The organism is Alteraurantiacibacter aquimixticola, assembly GCF_004965515.1.
Classification (GTDB): domain Bacteria; phylum Pseudomonadota; class Alphaproteobacteria; order Sphingomonadales; family Sphingomonadaceae; genus Alteraurantiacibacter; species Alteraurantiacibacter aquimixticola.
This window is the reverse complement of the sequence record NZ_SSHH01000001.1, coordinates 163,240-180,022: the sequence shown is the minus strand read 5'-3', so window position 1 is coordinate 180,022 and position 16,783 is coordinate 163,240. Positions and strand designations below refer to the sequence as shown.

18 protein-coding genes are annotated in these 16,783 nt (G+C 63.1%); 5 read left to right on the top strand and 13 right to left on the bottom strand.

The genetic code is table 11. The annotated features are described in order from the left end of the window. Positions 1 to 63 precede the first annotated feature (63 nt). The 4 genes from E5222_RS00730 to E5222_RS00720 form a co-directional block, all read right to left on the bottom strand. On the bottom strand, positions 64 to 2,250 hold the full coding sequence (locus E5222_RS00730) for a choice-of-anchor F family protein (protein ID WP_136691588.1): 2,187 nt from the start codon (positions 2,248 to 2,250) through the stop codon (positions 64 to 66). 295 nt (positions 2,251 to 2,545) lie between these two features. Then, complete coding sequence (locus E5222_RS16355) at positions 2,546 to 2,701, bottom strand: hypothetical protein (protein WP_169053434.1); 156 nt, start codon at positions 2,699 to 2,701, stop codon at positions 2,546 to 2,548. Between the two features lie 7 nt (positions 2,702 to 2,708). Then, entirely contained in the window at positions 2,709 to 3,128 is a 420-nt protein-coding gene (locus tag E5222_RS00725) for a hypothetical protein (protein ID WP_136691586.1), read from the bottom strand. A gap of 170 nt (positions 3,129 to 3,298) precedes the next feature. Then, a complete protein-coding gene (locus E5222_RS00720) occupies positions 3,299 to 4,000 on the bottom strand; it encodes an NAD-dependent deacylase (RefSeq protein ID WP_136691584.1) in 702 nt (233 codons plus the stop codon). A 35-nt stretch (positions 4,001 to 4,035) separates the two neighbouring features. Here E5222_RS00720 and dapB point away from each other — a divergent pair, with 35 nt between their 5' ends. The 3 genes from dapB to E5222_RS00705 are packed head-to-tail and all read left to right on the top strand — an operon-like array spanning position 4,036 to position 6,156. Further along, on the top strand, positions 4,036 to 4,764 hold the full coding sequence (gene dapB / locus E5222_RS00715; protein ID WP_136691582.1) for a 4-hydroxy-tetrahydrodipicolinate reductase: 729 nt from the start codon (positions 4,036 to 4,038) through the stop codon (positions 4,762 to 4,764). Between the two features lie 7 nt (positions 4,765 to 4,771). Further along, positions 4,772 to 5,428 (top strand): endonuclease III, encoded by a 657-nt coding sequence (gene nth, locus E5222_RS00710; protein ID WP_136691580.1) that lies wholly within the window; start codon positions 4,772 to 4,774, stop codon positions 5,426 to 5,428. Further along, a complete protein-coding gene (locus tag E5222_RS00705) occupies positions 5,425 to 6,156 on the top strand; it encodes a Stf0 family sulfotransferase (RefSeq protein WP_169053433.1) in 732 nt (243 codons plus the stop codon). Before nth ends, E5222_RS00705 begins: the two co-directional genes overlap by 4 nt. Here the strand turns inward: E5222_RS00705 and E5222_RS00700 are convergent. Both E5222_RS00700 and dapE read right to left on the bottom strand, forming a co-directional pair. After that, positions 6,153 to 7,400: a dicarboxylate/amino acid:cation symporter gene (locus E5222_RS00700; RefSeq protein ID WP_136691576.1), complete on the bottom strand. Its 1,248-nt coding sequence runs from the start codon at positions 7,398 to 7,400 to the stop codon at positions 6,153 to 6,155. The two genes, E5222_RS00705 and E5222_RS00700, sit on opposite strands and share 4 nt — an antisense overlap. Before the next feature lie 13 nt (positions 7,401 to 7,413). Then, the gene (dapE, locus tag E5222_RS00695; protein ID WP_136691574.1) at positions 7,414 to 8,550 is read right to left on the bottom strand and encodes a succinyl-diaminopimelate desuccinylase; all 1,137 of its coding nucleotides are present in this window, start codon (positions 8,548 to 8,550) and stop codon (positions 7,414 to 7,416) included. A gap of 70 nt (positions 8,551 to 8,620) precedes the next feature. Here dapE and E5222_RS00690 point away from each other — a divergent pair, with 70 nt between their 5' ends. Further along, positions 8,621 to 9,067, top strand: a complete 447-nt coding sequence (locus tag E5222_RS00690) for a cupin domain-containing protein (RefSeq protein WP_136692859.1) — start codon at positions 8,621 to 8,623, stop codon at positions 9,065 to 9,067. 12 nt (positions 9,068 to 9,079) lie between these two features. On the opposite strand, the gene E5222_RS00685 is transcribed toward E5222_RS00690, so the two are convergent. Continuing rightward, positions 9,080 to 9,745: a glutathione S-transferase family protein gene (locus tag E5222_RS00685; protein ID WP_136691572.1), complete on the bottom strand. Its 666-nt coding sequence runs from the start codon at positions 9,743 to 9,745 to the stop codon at positions 9,080 to 9,082. 215 nt (positions 9,746 to 9,960) lie between these two features. Here E5222_RS00685 and E5222_RS00680 point away from each other — a divergent pair, with 215 nt between their 5' ends. After that, a complete protein-coding gene (locus E5222_RS00680; protein ID WP_136691570.1) occupies positions 9,961 to 12,288 on the top strand; it encodes an EAL domain-containing protein in 2,328 nt (775 codons plus the stop codon). 211 nt (positions 12,289 to 12,499) lie between these two features. On the opposite strand, the gene yihA is transcribed toward E5222_RS00680, so the two are convergent. The 6 genes from yihA to E5222_RS00650 form a co-directional block, all read right to left on the bottom strand. Further along, positions 12,500 to 13,141 (bottom strand): ribosome biogenesis GTP-binding protein YihA/YsxC, encoded by a 642-nt coding sequence (gene yihA, locus E5222_RS00675; protein WP_136691568.1) that lies wholly within the window; start codon positions 13,139 to 13,141, stop codon positions 12,500 to 12,502. Between the two features lie 13 nt (positions 13,142 to 13,154). Further along, positions 13,155 to 14,891, bottom strand: coding sequence for a membrane protein insertase YidC (yidC, locus tag E5222_RS00670; RefSeq protein WP_136691566.1), 1,737 nt, complete (start codon positions 14,889 to 14,891; stop codon positions 13,155 to 13,157). A 38-nt stretch (positions 14,892 to 14,929) separates the two neighbouring features. After that, positions 14,930 to 15,139 (bottom strand): membrane protein insertion efficiency factor YidD, encoded by a 210-nt coding sequence (gene yidD / locus E5222_RS00665; protein ID WP_136691564.1) that lies wholly within the window; start codon positions 15,137 to 15,139, stop codon positions 14,930 to 14,932. Then, positions 15,136 to 15,504, bottom strand: a complete 369-nt coding sequence (gene rnpA / locus E5222_RS00660) for a ribonuclease P protein component (protein WP_246021488.1) — start codon at positions 15,502 to 15,504, stop codon at positions 15,136 to 15,138. Before rnpA ends, yidD begins: the two co-directional genes overlap by 4 nt. A gap of 292 nt (positions 15,505 to 15,796) precedes the next feature. Then, a complete protein-coding gene (rpmH, locus tag E5222_RS00655; RefSeq protein ID WP_136691562.1) occupies positions 15,797 to 15,931 on the bottom strand; it encodes a 50S ribosomal protein L34 in 135 nt (44 codons plus the stop codon). Between the two features lie 67 nt (positions 15,932 to 15,998). Next, the gene (locus E5222_RS00650; protein ID WP_136691560.1) at positions 15,999 to 16,748 is read right to left on the bottom strand and encodes an alpha/beta hydrolase; all 750 of its coding nucleotides are present in this window, start codon (positions 16,746 to 16,748) and stop codon (positions 15,999 to 16,001) included. Between the last annotated feature and the right edge of the window lie 35 nt (positions 16,749 to 16,783).

The window sequence follows — 16,783 nt, the reverse complement described above, 5'->3', positions numbered from 1 at the left end:
AGAGCGAGGCGCCCGACGCATGCGCCGGACGCCTCCATCTCGTGCCTCCTGGCTTTGGGAGTCCTAGAAGCGTGCGGTGGCTTCCAGGCTGACGCGGTGCTCGTCATAATCCCGATTGGCCAGCGTGCCGTCATAGTTGATCGACACGTCGATCGGCATGCTGCTGCTGGCCTGGAAATGGCCGGTCACGCCTGCGCCCACGCGGACATATTCATCGTCGACCGCATCGATCGGCGTGATGAAGGGCAGCAGGCCATCGGTGAATGCGGTTGCCACGAAAGCGCCCTCATCCTCGAATTCCTTCACCCAATGTGCCGACAGGCGCGGCTCGAAGCTGTTGGCACCGCTCGCGATCGGCAGTTCCACCTGGCCGCCGAGCCACAGCGTCTCGGAAGCGAATTCCATGGCGTCCACGGTCATCGACAGGGCGCCTGCCCCGCTTTCCGCATAGCCATCCACTTCCAGGTCGTAATAGTGATACTGGATGCTGGGCCCCAGGATCACCGGGCCGAGTTCGACGCCATAGCCGGCCTTTGCGGCGAAGTTCCACTGGCGGCCATCGGTCTCGCTCGAAGCATGGCGGGACAGCGAACCGATATTGATGTCGCGATCATTGTCGAAATCCACCCAAGAGTGGCCGCCGACGAGATCGACATAAAACCCGGTATCCGCACCGTAGGAGCCGTAGCCCATCACGGTCAGCGCATCGACTTCCAGCTCACCGCGATCGAAGTCGATATCCGCGGAGTTCTGGCCATAGCCAAGGGCTGCACCCAGGCGCAGATTCTCGGCCAGGCGGTAGTCGGCACCGGCTGCCAGGGCCATCCCGTCGAAGTCGGAACCGGCGCCATTGGCCGACTGCTCGATATCGCCGGTCGAGAGCGAACCCGACAGGAAGACGGCGATGCGGCCGTCATGGCTGGTACGGCTGTCATCGACATGGCGCAGCACCAGTTCGAGCTGGTCGCGGCTGGCGAGCTGGGCCTGGATGCCGAAATTGCGCAAATAGCTGGTTGCGGCCGTCTCCAGCCCCTGCCGGATCTCCGCATCGGAGGACAGCGAGTTGAGCGCGCCGGTCACTTCCTGGAAATCGGCGAAGATCGGGTTGATCGTCACTTCGCTGCCGGTCGCGGTGGACTGGTCGTAGAAGAGGTAGGGGATCTCCGTCTGGTCGAGGGACACGGCGACGTCGAACTGGAAGTCGGTTTCCGCCGCCATGATGATGGGCGCGAATACCGGCACGAAGCGGATCGTCAACTGCTCGCCCGCAATATCGCCAACGTCGATGGAATAGTTGAGGTTGGCGTTCGACAGGTCCTCGATGATGTCGACATAATAGTCGTCCCGGGCGAGCAGCGCATCGACCGCCGCCGCATCCTGGACGATGCCGTCGCCATCGAGCCACAGGTCGCCCGCCTTCCAGTAGAGCAGCTCGGCCTCTGTCGACGGATCGCCGTCATTGTCGAAGAACAGGGCCTCGGGCACCTGGTTGCGCGACAGCACACCATTCCCGAACAGGACCGCATAGCCGCCCCAGATACCGTCCGTGACCAGGGTGTCGCTGCCCTCGGGCACGAAGTAGAAGCCCGACCGGTCCGGCGCGGTGAAGTATCCCTCTTCACCTTCCTGGCCGCCGGTTCCGAAAAGCCCGTCGGGGAAGAACGCGCGTTGTAGCGGGTTCTGCCCGTCAACGCCGCCATTGCCTTCCCACTCGGCAGCCTTACCCAGCAGTTCGGCCACCTGGTCCATGCTCAGGGCCTCGCCACTTTGCGAGGCGAGGACGAAGTTATCGCCGCTACCCGTGCCGACCTCGATCCGGAAACCCGTCATGCGAAGGTCGGTCTGGTTGGTGATCTTGCCGAAGGTGAAATATTCGGTCGTTCCGCCGGAAGCCTCGACAGCCCAGACCGTATCGAGTGCGCCCATACCGGTGAGGTTGTGCTTGATGCGCTTGCCGGAACCGGGCTCCGCATCGCAGGCCAGGCCATTGCTGGCCATCAGGCAGTTCGCGACGCCGTTGGGGGCAAAACCATTGTCCGACATGAAGTCGTCATTGTTGAGATCGGTGGTGACCGGAGCCCCGCCCGGCTCGACGACATTCTCATCCGGATCGATCAGGATGAATCCGTCACCCAGAACCGATTCGAGTTCGATGATTTCACCGGCATGCGCCAGTCCACCGGAACCCAAGGCGAGTGCGACCGTCATCGCGACGCCAGAGGCGCGCGAAGCCAATTTCCAACTTGTCATTATGTAACCCCCTATTTGCGACCAATTACGCGAGCATCCGAGGACCGAACGCTCGCTTAGCCCACGACCGGGCCTGTGATTTGTAGTAGCCGCAGGGCAGAGCCGGGGATTTGACAGAAAGCAAGAAAGTGAGGAATTTCCGTCAATTGGTATTTTTCACGAGAGCATATCGCCCCGCCGAGAATGACTGAGCAGACATTTCAAGCGTGCTCGCGGGTGACGGGAAAGCCTTTCGGGCCCATCAAGAATGGGCAGGCGGGGAACTGCATGCGCGAGCGGAAAACTCCGCTTGGGTTCACGTTGAGACAGGCTCCGCAGGCCGCTCGGCACTCGCACTTTCGCGTAGCCACACGATGCGGCCATTCACCATGCCATAGCCGGCGAAGCAGCTTGCCAGCGGCGCGTGGTTGCGAGCCGGCTGTCCGGTGCGATCCTGTTCATCCTGCACCATGGCCAGCTCAGCCAACCGCGCGGCGAATCAGGCGTTCGCGCAGCGATGTGCCGCTACGGTGAAGCTGCGGGTACTCAGACGCACCTCCGGAAAGGGAGACCAGGCCGGGTCCCTCGATCATCTCGCTCTCGCACAGCTGCGCGAGGATGACCGGGTGCAGCGGCTTTTCCAGTGCGAAGCCGTGCAGGTGGACGGACGTCCATTTCAACTGGACCGTCTGGCTCTCGAGCCCCGGGATGAGGATGTAATAGGTCTCACCCACATTGCCGCGAAAAGGGCTATCCATGCAGAAGCCCGCAATGGTGGCATTCACAAGCGTGCCAGGCATCTTCTGCCCCCCACGCTTGCGAATGATCGCGCCCATCTGCGCTTCCTGGCGCACGGCGTCGCGCAATTCCTGGACCGGAGAACTCGTGTGTCGCGTCATCATTTCCCCCTTGCGGCCGAGCCTCGCGTCGCCTGCCGCGGCCACCGCCATGGGGCGCGGATGTGCGCCATCTGCGCCCACGCGAGCAATGCCATGATTGGCGCTGTCCAGAATCGGGAAATCGGCAGCCGGAGTCGTTAACGGCACATCCGAACCACAGGCCGCGCGGCCTATTCGCCCACCATTTCCGTCACCCATTGTGGCACCAGCTCGCTCGCCGTGCCGAGACGAGTCTCGTCGAATTGCCGCGATCCCAGACTCTGTTCGAGGTTCAATTCCAGCGTGCGCGCACCGCCAAGCTGTGCCTGCTGGACGAATCCGGCGGCGGGATAGACTGCGCCGCTGGTGCCGATGGAAACGAACAGGTCGGCCTCCGCCAAAGCGGCGAAGATCGCATCCATCCGATAGGGCATTTCACCGAACCACACGATGTCGGGCCGCAGTGCCGACTCGCCGCAGGCCGGGCATGGCGGGCGGTCGCTCAGCGCGCCTTCCCAGTGATGGCGCATATCGCAGGCCATGCACCAGGCGGAGAGCGCCTCGCCATGCATATGCAGCATGCGGCTCGCCCCGGCGCGTTCATGAAGGTCATCGATATTCTGCGTGACGATCAGCAATTCGCCTTCCCACTTCTCATCGAGATGGGCGAGCGCCACATGCGCGTCGTTGGGCTGGGCTGCCATCACCCCGGCGCGCCGCTCGTCATAGAAACGCTGGACGAGATCGGGATCGGCGGCGAATCCTTCGGGCGTGGCGACCTGTTCCACCGGATGATCTTCCCACAAGCCGTCTTCCGCGCGGAAGGTTCGAAGACCGCTTTCGGCGCTTATCCCCGCGCCGGTGAGGATCACGATATTGCGGATATTGCTCATAGGCAGCATGAAGCACCAGCAAAGGGGATTAGGCAATGGCGCGTATCGGAATTATCGGCAGCGAAGGGCGCATGGGGCACGCGCTGGCCGAGGCGATTGTGGCGACGGGGCACGAATGTTCAGGCGGTGCGGACAGGGGAGACGACGTGGCGAAGCTCGCCGATGCGAGCGACGCGCTGGTCGATTTCTCCGCCCCGGCAGCGCTTCAGGGCAACCTTCATGCGGCAATCGGCGCAGGCATCCCGATCCTGATCGGGACCACCGGCATTACCGACGAACACCACCTCGCCATCGATCATGCGGCGCAGGCGGTGCCTGTGCTGCAGACGGGCAATACCTCGCTCGGCGTTACGCTGCTGGCGCATCTGGTGGGCGAGGCGGCCAAGCGGTTGGGTCCGGACTGGGATATCGAGATCGTCGAGATGCATCACCGGATGAAAGTCGATGCCCCCAGCGGCACCGCGCTGCTGCTGGGCGAAGCGGCGGCGGCGGCACGCGGCACGCATCTGTCCGCAGTCATGGAAAGCGGGCGCGACGGGCATACCGGTGCGCGGGCCGAAGGCGCGATCGGCTTCGCGGCATTGCGCGGCGGCACCATCGCGGGCGAGCATTCGGTCTATTTCGCCGGCGAGCAGGAGCGGCTGCAGCTCACCCATCTCGCCGAAAACCGCATGATCTTCGCCAATGGCGCGGTGAAGGGTGCCGCCTGGCTGATCGGCCGGGACGCCGGGCGCTACACCATGCAGGACGTGCTCGGCCTCTGACCTCTCCATGACCAAGGACCAGATTTTCGAATTCTTCCGCCGCCTGGCAGAGGACAATCCCGAGCCCGAGACCGAGCTGGAATATGGCAATGCCTACCAGCTCGTCGTCGCGGTGGCCCTCTCTGCCCAGGCGACCGATGTGGGCGTGAACAAGGCGACGCGCGCGCTGTTCGCCAAGGTGCAGACCCCGCAGCAGATGCTCGACCTGGGCGAAGAGGGCTTGAGGGAGCACATCAAGACCATCGGCCTGTTCAACTCCAAGGCCAAGAACGTCATCGCGCTCAGCCAGCTTTTGGTGGACGAATATGGTGGCGAGGTTCCGGATAGCCGCGAGGAGCTGGTGAAGCTGCCCGGCGTGGGCCGCAAGACGGCCAATGTCGTGCTCAATTGCTGGTTCGGGCATGAGACCTTCGCGGTCGACACGCATATCTTTCGCGTCGGCAACCGCACCGGCCTCGCCAAGGGCAAGACGCCCGAGCAGGTCGAGGCGAAGCTGGAGAAGCGTGTCCCCGAACCCTTCCGCCTCGGCGCGCATCACTGGCTGATCCTGCACGGCCGCTATATCTGCAAGGCGCGCACGCCCGAATGCTGGCGCTGCCCGGTGGTGGATTTGTGCAGCTACCGCAAGAAGGCATTGGAAAAACCGAAGGGGCGGCAGGCATGACGGGCACCGGGCAGGATATCCCCGGCTACCTGGTTTGCACGCATCCCCGCTCGGGCAGCAGCTATTTCTGTCAGCTGCTCGAAAGCACCGGGAAGCTGGGCAAACCGCTCGAATATTTCACCCACGGCCATATGCGCCGCCGATTCGCCGATCCGGCCGACCCGGCCAGCTTGCAAGCGCAGATGCACCATTTCGAGCAGGTGGCGGCCAGCTCCAACGGGCTCCGCGCCGCCAAGCTCTTCTGGTTCGATATGCCCGGCCTCGCAAAGTCCCGGCTCCTCGACCGCTTCGCCGGATATCGCGCCGTCCATCTGGAGCGCGCCGACAAGCTGGGACAAGCCATCTCGATCAGCCGCGCCCTGCGTACCGGGCAGATCCGGTCGGACATGGGAGCTGCCGACAGCTCGGCCTCCTATGAATATGATGATATCCGTCGGCGCCTGGAAACCTTGCTGACAGCCGATGCAAGCTGGAAGGCCTTCTTCAAGAAGCAGCGGATGCGGCCGCTCCATATCCTCTATGAAGATGTCACGGCCAATCCGCAGGCTGCGGTGGACCGGGTTGCACGGCTGGTGGGCCTGGAATCGGCGCCGATCGACAAGGACGGTGTGACGCTGCGCATGCAGCGCGACACGCTCAATTCCGAATGGCGTGAGCGCTTCCTCGCCGAAGTGAGCCAGCGCAATCCCGGCTTGGCGGAAGGACTGAAAGGCGCAACCGCCGCCTAGATGTCGTCCGCGCTGACCAGTTCCTCGCGGTCCAGTTCACCGGTCATCGCCGCCACGGTCGTCGCGATGGCCGCATCCGAGGTGACATTGGTGGTGGTACGCATCATGTCCATGATCCGGTCGACACCGGCGACGAAAGCGATGGTTTCCAGCGGCACGCCCACGGCTCCGAACACCATGGCCATCATGATCAGGCCCGTGCCCGGAATGCCCGCCGCGCCGACGGAGCCGACCGTCGCCAGCAGCGAAACCATCAGGTAGTCGCCAAGGTCGAGGTCCACGCCGAAGATTTGCGCGCCGAACACGGTGGCAAGGCCCAGATACATCGCCGTGCCGTCCATGTTCACCGTCGCCCCCAGCGAGGCGGTGAAACTGGAAACCGAGCGGCTGACACCGATATTGCGTTGCAGGCAGCGCAAAGTCACCGGCAGGGTCGCGCTGGAACTGGCGGTGGAATAGGCAACCGCGATCGCATCCACCATGCCGCGAAAGAAATCGCGCACCGGCACGCGGGCCATCAGCTTGAGCATGCCGATATAGACCACGCCGATCATGATCAGGCAGCCGAGATAGTTGAGGAAGACGACCTGTCCCAGCGCGGCGAGCGAGCCTGGTCCGATCGTGCCCACAACCCATGCAATCAGCGAGAAGACACCGAAAGGCGTCAGCTCCATCACGATGGCGGTCACCTGCTGCATGACCACGGCGCCGCTGTCGAATATCTTGAGGACCGGAGCCCCCTCCTCCTTCGCCATCAATATGCCCATGCCGATGAGGATGGAGAAGACAATCAGCGGCAGCACCGCGCCATCGGCCATCACCGCCACAGGGTTATCCGGCACCATGGAAAGGACCATCTCCTGCCAGGTAGCCTCATTGGGCGTTGGCGGCTCGCCCCTGTCGATGGCCGAGGTGTCCAGCCCTACGCCGGGCTGGAAGATCGCTCCCAGCGCAATGCCCAGCCAGATGGCGATCTGTCCGGTTATGAAGAACAGCAGGATCGCCCGCCCACCAACCGCGCCCAGCTTGCGGATATCGCCGATGGAAGCGATGCCGGCAACGAGGCTGAAGAAGATCAGCGGCACCACCAGCATCTTGATGAAGGCGACGAAGACATCGCCGACGATCTTGATGTTCTCGGCACCTGCCAGCCAGAAATAATGGAAATAGAGCCCGGCCAGGACACCCAGCAGTAGCGCCCCGATAACACGCTGCCACAGGGGAATTGCGAACCAGGCTTTCATGGGCTTCCCCTTCTCAGGTGCTGAGTGCGGCAGTGACGATCCGGCGGTAGATTGCCGTCAGCGTGGCGAGATCGTCAAGCGCCACCGCTTCATCGGTCTTGTGCATGGTCGCATTGACCAGGCCGAACTCGATCACCGGGGCGAGGTCCTTGAGGAAGCGCGCATCGGAGGTTCCGCCACTGGTCGAAGCTTCGGGCACCACGCCCGTTTCCGCCTCCACGGCATTGGCGATCATCTGCGAGAAGTCGCCCGGCGGTGTCAGGAAGGGCTCGCCAGAGATCACCGGCCGCGCCGTGCCGCCATGCTTTTCGGCTATTGCCGTGACGCGCTCGGAGAGTTCTGCGCCTGTATGCAGGTCATTGAAACGGATCGAGATACGTGCCTTCGCCTTGCCCGGGATCACGTTATGCGCACGATTGGGCACATCGAACTCGGTGATCTCGAGATTGCTCGGCTGGAACCAGTCTGTCCCCTCGTCAAGCACCAGCGCATCAAGCTCGGCGAGGATGGCGACCATCTTGGGCATCGGATTGTCCGCCAGATGCGGATAGGCGACGTGCCCCTGCGTCCCCGCGACCTCCAGCCAGATATTGACCGAACCGCGCCGGCCGATCTTCATCATGTCGCCCAGCCGGTTCACGCTGGTAGGCTCGCCCACGAGGATCAGATCGGGAATCTCATTCCGCTCACGCATCAGGTCGATCAGCGCGCGCGTGCCGTGAAGCGCCGGGCCTTCCTCGTCACCGGTGATGATGAGGCTGACCGTGCCCGCCTCGGCCGGAATCGCCGCCAGCGCGGCAATGAAACAGGCCACCGCCCCCTTCATGTCCACCGCGCCGCGGCCATACAGCAACTCGCCGCGCACTTCGGGACCAAACGGTTCGCTCGCCCAGCCCTCGCCCGGCGGCACGACGTCGACATGGCCGGCAAAGGCGAAATGCTTCGATCCTTCGGGGCCACGGCGGATGGCGAACATGTTCTCCACCGCCTCCTCGTCGCTGCCTTCCGGGCCGTCGCCGCGCGCAAAGCGCTGGCAATCGAAGCCCAGCGGTTCGAGCATGGCGGCAAGGCAATCGAAGACCTCGCCCCTTGCGGGCGTCACGCTTTCGCAGGCGATCAGGCGTTTGGTCAGATCGACCGGGTCAGACATGTGCAATCCTTTGTTCCGGGAAGCGGGCATATGGACTATGCGCACAGGTGACAAGCAGGAGCCCGACGCCATGCCCAAGCTCGATCTCGACGCCATCGATGCAGTCAATCGCACAGGCTATCCGCCGCCGCACGACAAGGCGGTGGAAGGACGCTGGCAGCGCCGCTTCGCCACCGCGAGCGGATTGACGAGACTGGGCGCCAATCACGTCGTGCTGAAGCCGGGGGCATGGACCTCGCAGCGCCACTGGCACGATCACGCCGATGAGCTGGTAGTGATGCTGGAAGGCGAGGCCGTGCTGGTCGAGGATGAGGGCGAAACCGTGCTGGGACCGGGCGATATCGCGGTGTTTCCCGGCGGCGTGCCCAATGGCCACGTGATCCAGAACCGTTCGGATAGCGACTGCGTGCTACTGGCCGTCAGCGCCGGTCACGAGGAGGATAGCGGGGAATATTCCGATATCGACATGCGCTTCGGCCCGGAGGGTTTCACGCATAAGGACGGCACGCCTTACTGACGGTGGTGCGGCTCACCCGGCCGTGGCCACCTCGAATTGCGAGATGGTCCATTCCTCGGCCTCGGCCGCCTCGACCCATTCCTGGATCCAGGCATGTTCCCACAGGGCCTGCATATAGGTCTCCGCAAAGCCCGGCACGCCGATGCCATAGGTGATGAAGCGGCTGACGATGGGCGCATAGAAGATGTCCGCCGCGCCGAATGTACCGAACAGATAAGGCCCCCCCTTGCCGAAACGCGCGCGCGCTTCGGCCCACAGGCCGAGAATGCGCACGATATCGCCCTTCGTCTCTTCCGACAGCTCGACCCCGATGCGCGCGCGGATATTCATCGGGCACTCGCGCCTAAGCGACAGGTAGGAGCTGTGCATTTCGGCGACCATGGAGCGGGCCATCGCCCGGGCACCGTCACCCTTCGGCCAGAAACGGTCGCGGCCGACCTTGTCCGCCAGATATTCCATGATGGCGAGACTGTCCCACACCACCACGTCGCCGTCCCATAGTACCGGGACCTTGCCGGCGGAGGGCTGGAAATGGCCCTCGTCCCGCCGTTTCGCCTCCCAGTCCTCGCCATAGAGCGGAACGGTAAGTTCCTCGAATTGCAGGCCGGATTGCCTGGCCGCCAGCCAGCCGCGCAGCGACCAGCTGGAATAGTTCTTGTTACCGATGATCAGCTTCATGGAAGGTCCCTGTATCCTCCCTCGCGCCCCTAACCATTCATGCTCGCACTGTCGAGGCTGAACAATATGACGCCACGAGGAACCTCACTGTCCCAAAACGGGGTTAAGAGGTTTCTTACGAAATCGCCGCTGTCAGGGGTTTGTTTACCATCGTGTGTCTAGAGTTTGGACAGATGGCCCGTGCTGGGCTGGAAAAAAGGTGAACGGGTCAACTGATGTCGGCGACCAAGGAACGGATCAGCGCGATGGAGCGCATCCGTCACGCCAGCTGGGCGGGGCTGATCGCGCTCGTCCTGACGTTCCTGACCATCATCGAACCGATCGACCAGATGACCTGGGTGACGCAGTCGCGCCTCGCCAGCTTCCCGGCTTCCGGAGACATCGTCTATGTCGGTTCGGCCGAGGACCTGACCGATCCGGATTCTCCCGAACGCCGCGAGCGACTGGCCACAACGCTGGACAGGCTGCGCGCATCCGGCACCGAACGTGTTTATCTCGACATGGTGTTCGACCGCCCGTCCACTCCGGATGCCGACAGCGCACTCAACACCGCCCTGCGCGCCTATGACGGCCAAGCCTACCTCGTGCAGAGCATTACTACCGGCCTCAACGGCGTGGACGAAATGGAACGCAGCTTTCCCACTGTGGGAGAGCGGGTCGAAGTCGTCGGCAGCAAGCGCTGGCGGAACTTTCTCGGTTATACCTGGACGTCTCCATATGTGGTGAGCTTCCGCGACCAGGCGCTGCCTAGCCTGCCTGCATCGATTGCCGGGCAATCCGCCAAACCAGGTGAAGAATTCCGCATCAATTACGGCTTCGACCTCGCATCGATCCCGACTCATCGGTACCAGGACCTGCAGCCGGTCTCCGGCCCTCTGGGCACGGTCCAGCAGCCGGATGCCGATGTTGATGGCAAGGTGGTGGTGATCGGCAACCTCAAACGCGCCGACACCAACGCCTCCAATATCCCCGGCCATATCGAAGTGCCCGCATCGATGGTCGACATCTATGCGGCCGAGACTCTGAAGGCCGGCCTTACCGATACTATCGGGTCCTACACCGTGCTGCTGACGGTGCTCTTCGCGCTCTACCTCCTCAGCCAGTCGAACCGCCGCATGCTGCGCCGGGCGTGTTATGCTGGCATCGCAATCGGCCTTTGCGTGGCGGTCTATGTCACGGCCCTGATGGGCGTGAAGATCGAGATTGCGGGCGCCCTGTTCCTGCTGCTGATCTATGCCGCGATGCGGGTGCGCGCCAACTGGCGCACCAGCTATCGCCTGGAAGATCCCGACACCGGCCTGCCGACATTCGCCGCACTGGAGAACAGCAAGGACGTGGCCGAGACGGTACCGGCGATCATCGTGGCGAAGATTCACCGCTTCGAAGAAGTCCGCAAGACGCTCCCCTCCGACCTGCACAGCGAATATATGCTGAGGATCATCGGACGTCTGCGAGCGGCGAAGGAAGATGCGAGAATCTTCCTGGGGCCGGGCCACCTGATCGCCTGGACCTTACCGGAAAAAGAGCCGGCAATCATTCGCGAACACCTGGAGGGCCTGCGGGCCCTGTTCTCGTCTCCGCTGCTGGTGGACGACAACCAGGTCGATGTCGGCATCACTTTCGGCGTCGACATCACGCCCAGCCCCAATGTGGTACGCCGGCTGGCAGGCGCGGTGGAAGCGGCGGAGGGGACAACCGAAACCTATGAGCCGATCGAGATTGCCGAACTGGCGAGCGACGAGGACCTGATCTGGAACATCTCGCTGCAGGCGCGCATCGACGCGGCGCTTTCCAATGGCGAGATCTACCTGATCTACCAGCCCAAGATCCTGGTCGCGACAGGAGAGATGGTGGGAGTGGAGGCGCTTGTGCGCTGGCGCGACCCGATAAAGGGGCTGATCCCGCCCGACCACTTCATCCGCCAGTGCGAAAATGCCGGCCGCATGAGCCAGTTGACGCGGCACGTATTGCGCGATGCCTGCCAGGCCGGAATTGCCTTCGAGGAAGAGGGGCTTCCGCTGTCTGTAGCAGTCAATGTGTCGGCAACGCTGGTGCATGAACGCGATATCGTGAACATGGTGCGCGAGGTCCTGCAGGACACGGGCTTCGACCCGCACCGGCTCACGCTGGAGATTACCGAAACCTACCGCATCTCCAATTACGAACGCGCGGCCGAAATCCTCAACGACCTTGCCGCGCTGGGCCCCAAGATATCGATGGACGATTTTGGCGTTGGGGCGGCCAGCCTTGAAGCCTTGCAGCGCCTGCCCTTCACCGAACTGAAGATCGACCGCGCGTTTACTTCCGCGATCAAGGACAATCCCAAGTCGGCGGCGATCGTTCGCAATGTGCTCAACCTTGGAAAAGACTTGCGAGTCATCGTGGTGGCCGAAGGGGTCGAGGACGAGGCAACATTAACCATCTTGCGCGATTCGGGCTGCCTCGTAGCGCAGGGATTCGCCATTTCGCGCCCTATTCCCTTCAAAGAAATCTTGGTATTTCAATCAGTTGACAAAAAACAATCCCTAACCAACATGGTTTAAACTTTACAAACAAAAATGGTTAATGCAGTTTGCGTGTGTCCAAACAAGGAGACACACAATGCGTCGCACAATTTGGGATTGGCTCTTCGGCGGTCGTCACGGCTGAGAGTCTCAAGAAACGAGATAGAGAAAGGGCGCCCTCACGGCGCCCTTTTTTCTTTCAGGCTTCGGAATGCGTGACCGCGAGGAATTCTCGCGAATCTACAAACACTTAACTGCGAATATCGGCCAGAACGGCGGCGCGCAGTTCGGCGATCCCCATGCCCTTTTCCGATGAGGTGACGTGAAGCTGCGGATGTGCGGCGGGATGCTTGCGCGCTTCCTCAGCCACCTTGGCCTTTACCTTCTCCAGCTCGCTCGCCTTGACCTTGTCCGCCTTGGTCAGCACCAGGCGATAGCCGACTGCCGCCTCGTCGAGCATGGTCATCATCTCGCGGTCGACTTCCTTCAGGCCATGGCGGCTATCGATCAGGACCAGCGTGCGCTTGAGCGGCACGCGCCCGCGCAGATAGGTGCGCACCAGCTTCTTCCAGTTGTCGACCACTTTCAGCGGCGCCTTGGCAAAACCGTAGCCTGGCATGTCGACAAAGCGGAACTGCGTGGGATCGCCCACCTCGAAGAAGTTCAGTTCCTGCGTACGCCCCGGTGTCACCGATGTGCGCGCGATCGACTTGCGGCCCGTCAGCGCATTGATCAGCGAGCTCTTGCCGACATTCGAGCGGCCGGCGAAGGCCACTTCGGGATAATCGCCATCGGGCAGGAATTTGAGCTGCGGCGCGGAGAGGAGGAACTCCACCCGGCCGGAGAACAGGCGCGATGCCTCTTCGGCCAGCTGTTCCTCTTCTTCGGTCACATTCGCCTCCGGTCTATGCCTTGTCCCGCTCAGCCGCGCGCGCCTTGTCGGCGGCATCCTTCTCCGCCTGCGCTTTAAGCTGCGGATGGCGGGAGTAGAGATATTTCTGCTGCGCCAGCGTGAGCAGGTTGGAGGTGATCCAGTAGAGCAGCAGGCCTGCGGCAAAAGGTGCCATCACGAACATCAGCACCCAGGGCATGATCATGAAGATCTGCTGCTGCATCGGATCCATTGCTGCAGGGTTCAGCTTGAACTGCAGCCACATGGTGAAGCCCAGCAGAACCGCCAGGATGCCGATGCCGAGGAAGCCCGGCGGATCGAAAGGCAGCAAGCCGAACAGGTTGAGGATCTTCGCCGGATCGGGCGCCGAAAGGTCATGGATCCAGCCATAGAAGGGCTGGTGGCGCATCTCGATCGCCAGCAGCAGCGTCTTGTAGAGGGCGAAGAAGATCGGGATCTGCAGGAAGATCGGCAGGCAGCCCGCCAGCGGATTGACCTTCTCCTCCTTGTAGAGCTTGGCCATTTCCTGCTGCAGCTGCGCCTTGTCGTCCTTGTAGCGTTCCTGCAGCGCCTTCATCTTCGGCTGCACCGCGCGCATCTGCGCCATGGAAGCGAACTGCTTCTGCGCGATGGGGAACATCAGCAGGCGGATGATCACGGTCAGGCAGATGATGGCGAGGCCGAAATTGCCGACCAGGTCGAACAGGAAGATCAGCACCTGCCACATCGGCCATGCTATGAAGCGGAACCAGCCCCAGTCGATGGCGAGGCCGAACTGTTCGATACCGGCATCCTGGTAGGAATCCAGCACCGCGCTTTCCTTGGCACCTGCGAAAAGCTGCGTCGTGCGTTCGAGCGTCTGGCCGGAGCCGACGGTGGCGGTGTCGTAGAGCAGGACGGCGGCATATTTGTCGGCGCCGGCTTCGGTGAAGGAGGCCTGCGTTTCGGCGCCCGCATCAGGGATCAGCGCGCTCATCCAGTAGATGTCGGTAAAACCCACCCAGCCCGGACGACCGGTTAGACGCACCTGGCCGTTCGGTTCCTCGGCCACTTCATCGTAGTCCCAGTCGAAATTCACCGAGCCGTCGATCGAGGCGATCGGCCCCGAATGGACGTTCCAGGTCGAGCGGTCGGCCGTCTCGCTGGTGCGGTTGATCAGCGCACGCGGGCGCACGGCAATCGTGCCTTCGCCATTATTGGTCACCGCCTGGCGGACGGTCAGCATGTAATGCTCGTCCACCGCATAGGTGAGCGCGAAGACCTGCCCCTCGCCATTGTCCCAGCTGAGCGTGACGGGGGTATCCTGCGTCAGCATCTCTCCATCGGCAGTCCAGACGGTCTGCGCCGTGGGCGTGGTCACGCCCTCGCCCAGCCAGTCGAAGCGGGCGAAGTGCTGCAAATCGGTGCCGAGCGGGGCCATGAACTGCACCGGGCCGCTGTCGGGCGCGATCGTCTCGCGATGGGTCTTGAACTCAATGTCATCGACACGCGCACCGAGGAGATTGATCGAGCCCTCGATTTCCGGCGCATCGATGCGGACGCGATCGGCGCTCGCCAGCTCAGTCGCCAGGTCGCGCTCGATCTCCACGGCCTGCGTCGGGCTGTCGGCGGCGATCTGCTCGGGCGTGGCATTCTCGCTCGTCACCACCGCCTCGGGCTGCGGGAAGAAGCGCGACATGACGAGGTCCCAGCCCAGGAGCAGGGCCAGGCTCAGCACGACGGCGAGGATGAGGTTACGCTGGTTGTCCAAGATAATTTCCCGTCCGGTAATTCCTGCCCGATGCGCCTCTACGGCACCGGGTCATATCCGTGTCCCCCCCAAGGGTGGCAGCGCAATAGCCGCTTCAATGCCAGCCATCCACCCTTGATTGCACCATGTTTATTCAGCGCATCGATAGCATATTCGCTGCAGCTGGGCTGGTAGCGGCAGGTGGGCGGCAGGATACGGCTGGGGCCGAGCTGCCATCCGCGCGCGATGAGGATCAGGACGCGCTTCACTTGCGCGGCTTTCGTTGCGGGCGGGGCCGGTCGCCCTTGCCTTCGGATGCCGCCTTGAGCGCATGGGAGAGCTCGCCCCGCATGCGGTGATAATCGCGCGTGATCCCGCCGGAGCGGCCGATCAGCACGTGATCGGTATCGGCCATGCCTTCTTCGGGCAAAGCATCGCGCAGCAGCTCGCGAAAACGGCGCTTCATGCGATTCCTGACCACGGCATTGCCGACCTTCTTGGTCACCGTGATCCCGAAGCGCTTGCCCTGTCCGCGGTTCGGCCGCGTCAGCAGCACGAAACCGGGCCGCGCATTGCGCAATCCCTTGTTGGCGGCGAGGAAATCGGCCCGCTTGGTGAGGACGGTGATTGTCACGAGGGGGTAGATAGGAAGCGAATCGCCAGCCGCCGAATCTTTTGTTTTCCGCACGCCAATCCGGGCGCGCGTCCTCGGTGCAATTCCCTTCCCCTTCGCCAAGCTCAGGGTACGGGGCACCTGCGGGCGGGCGTTCGCCCTTGCGGTCCTGCGGACCGAACCAGCGCCTACCTGCGATGCGGGACACGAAAACGGGCTGCTAAAGCAGCCCGCAAGCGCGAACGCGCGTCGGCCGGTTAGGCCGGAAGCCAAGCGCGCGGATGCGCGCGCCCGGCGTTTGAAGGTCTACAAATTACGCGCAGAGGTTCTTGCGGCCGCGACGACGGCGGGAACGCAGGACCTTGCGGCCACCGGGGGTCGCCTTGCGGGCGAAGAAGCCGTGGCGGCGGGCACGCACAAGGTTGCTCGGCTGGAAAGTGCGCTTCATGGGTCTGTCCTCGAATTCATAAACAAATAGGGCCGCCAGCACGGGCGGCCGTCACATGGGCGCGCAACTAGTTGAGCGTTTCGACGAAGTCAAGATAGGCAAGGCGCGGTTTGTCGCCCCCGCCATCCGTATTTGCGCCTTTTTCGGCCGGTGTATCGATCCAGCCGCGCATTTCGGCACCCGTCAGCCATAGCGCCGATTCGAACGGCACCGAATTGGTCATGGCATAGAAGCGCGCGGCGTCCTCTGCGCTCATACCCATTTCGCGGTAATAGTCGAGGTACTTCCGGTGCTCCGGCGAGGATGCGGCGTAATCCCATGCGCCCATACCGCGTTCATCGAGCCAGGCATGGACGGCGAACTCCGCCCCATCGTCGATCCGGCGCGTCTCGCCGGCCAGGAACAGCTCGACCGCCCCCGAACGCACCGAGCCGCCTTCCGGCACCACTGTCGCCAGCCCGCGTTCGCGGATCATCCGGCCCAGGCGCAAATTCGCGCGGTCGTCATGCGTGCCCGGGCATTCGATAAAGGCGATGGTGGCGATGGCCGGATAATCGGCCAGCATCAGGTCGAATTCGGCGGGCGTGTAGCTGGTGGTGATCCCCACGAGCGCGGCACGGGTCGCATCCATAACGCGGAAGGGGCCGTAGGCGGCGATCGCCTGCTGTTCGGCCTCGGCCATTTGCGGGGAGACGAAACGCGAGGCGGAGGTCTCCACCCATTCGACGACCACTTCCTCATAGACATAGGTCTCAGCCGCGGCGGGCGCAGCAAGGCCCGCGGCAAGAACGGCGGTGAGGATGGCGGCGATGCGCATACCGCCAGCACTGCGCGGCGGCTCCTGACTGATCG

Excerpts from the sequence above, each read along its gene's own strand:
- dapE (WP_136691574.1), bottom strand. The coding sequence starts at position 8,550 with ATGTCTGACCCGGTCGATCTGACCAAACGCCTGATCGCCTGCGAAAGC.
- dapB (WP_136691582.1), top strand. The coding sequence starts at position 4,036 with ATGGCGCGTATCGGAATTATCGGCAGCGAAGGGCGCATGGGGCACGCG.
- E5222_RS00720 (WP_136691584.1), bottom strand. The coding sequence starts at position 4,000 with ATGAGCAATATCCGCAATATCGTGATCCTCACCGGCGCGGGGATAAGC.
- E5222_RS00680 (WP_136691570.1), top strand. The coding sequence starts at position 9,961 with ATGTCGGCGACCAAGGAACGGATCAGCGCGATGGAGCGCATCCGTCAC.
- E5222_RS00650 (WP_136691560.1), bottom strand. The coding sequence starts at position 16,748 with ATGCGCATCGCCGCCATCCTCACCGCCGTTCTTGCCGCGGGCCTTGCT.
- E5222_RS00730 (WP_136691588.1), bottom strand. The coding sequence starts at position 2,250 with ATGACAAGTTGGAAATTGGCTTCGCGCGCCTCTGGCGTCGCGATGACG.
- E5222_RS00700 (WP_136691576.1), bottom strand. The coding sequence starts at position 7,400 with ATGAAAGCCTGGTTCGCAATTCCCCTGTGGCAGCGTGTTATCGGGGCG.
- E5222_RS00705 (WP_169053433.1), top strand. The coding sequence starts at position 5,425 with ATGACGGGCACCGGGCAGGATATCCCCGGCTACCTGGTTTGCACGCAT.
- nth (WP_136691580.1), top strand. The coding sequence starts at position 4,772 with ATGACCAAGGACCAGATTTTCGAATTCTTCCGCCGCCTGGCAGAGGAC.
- E5222_RS16355 (WP_169053434.1), bottom strand. The coding sequence starts at position 2,701 with ATGGTGCAGGATGAACAGGATCGCACCGGACAGCCGGCTCGCAACCAC.
- E5222_RS00685 (WP_136691572.1), bottom strand. The coding sequence starts at position 9,745 with ATGAAGCTGATCATCGGTAACAAGAACTATTCCAGCTGGTCGCTGCGC.
- rpmH (WP_136691562.1), bottom strand. The coding sequence starts at position 15,931 with ATGAAGCGCACTTTCCAGCCGAGCAACCTTGTGCGTGCCCGCCGCCAC.
- E5222_RS00690 (WP_136692859.1), top strand. The coding sequence starts at position 8,621 with ATGCCCAAGCTCGATCTCGACGCCATCGATGCAGTCAATCGCACAGGC.
- E5222_RS00725 (WP_136691586.1), bottom strand. The coding sequence starts at position 3,128 with ATGACGCGACACACGAGTTCTCCGGTCCAGGAATTGCGCGACGCCGTG.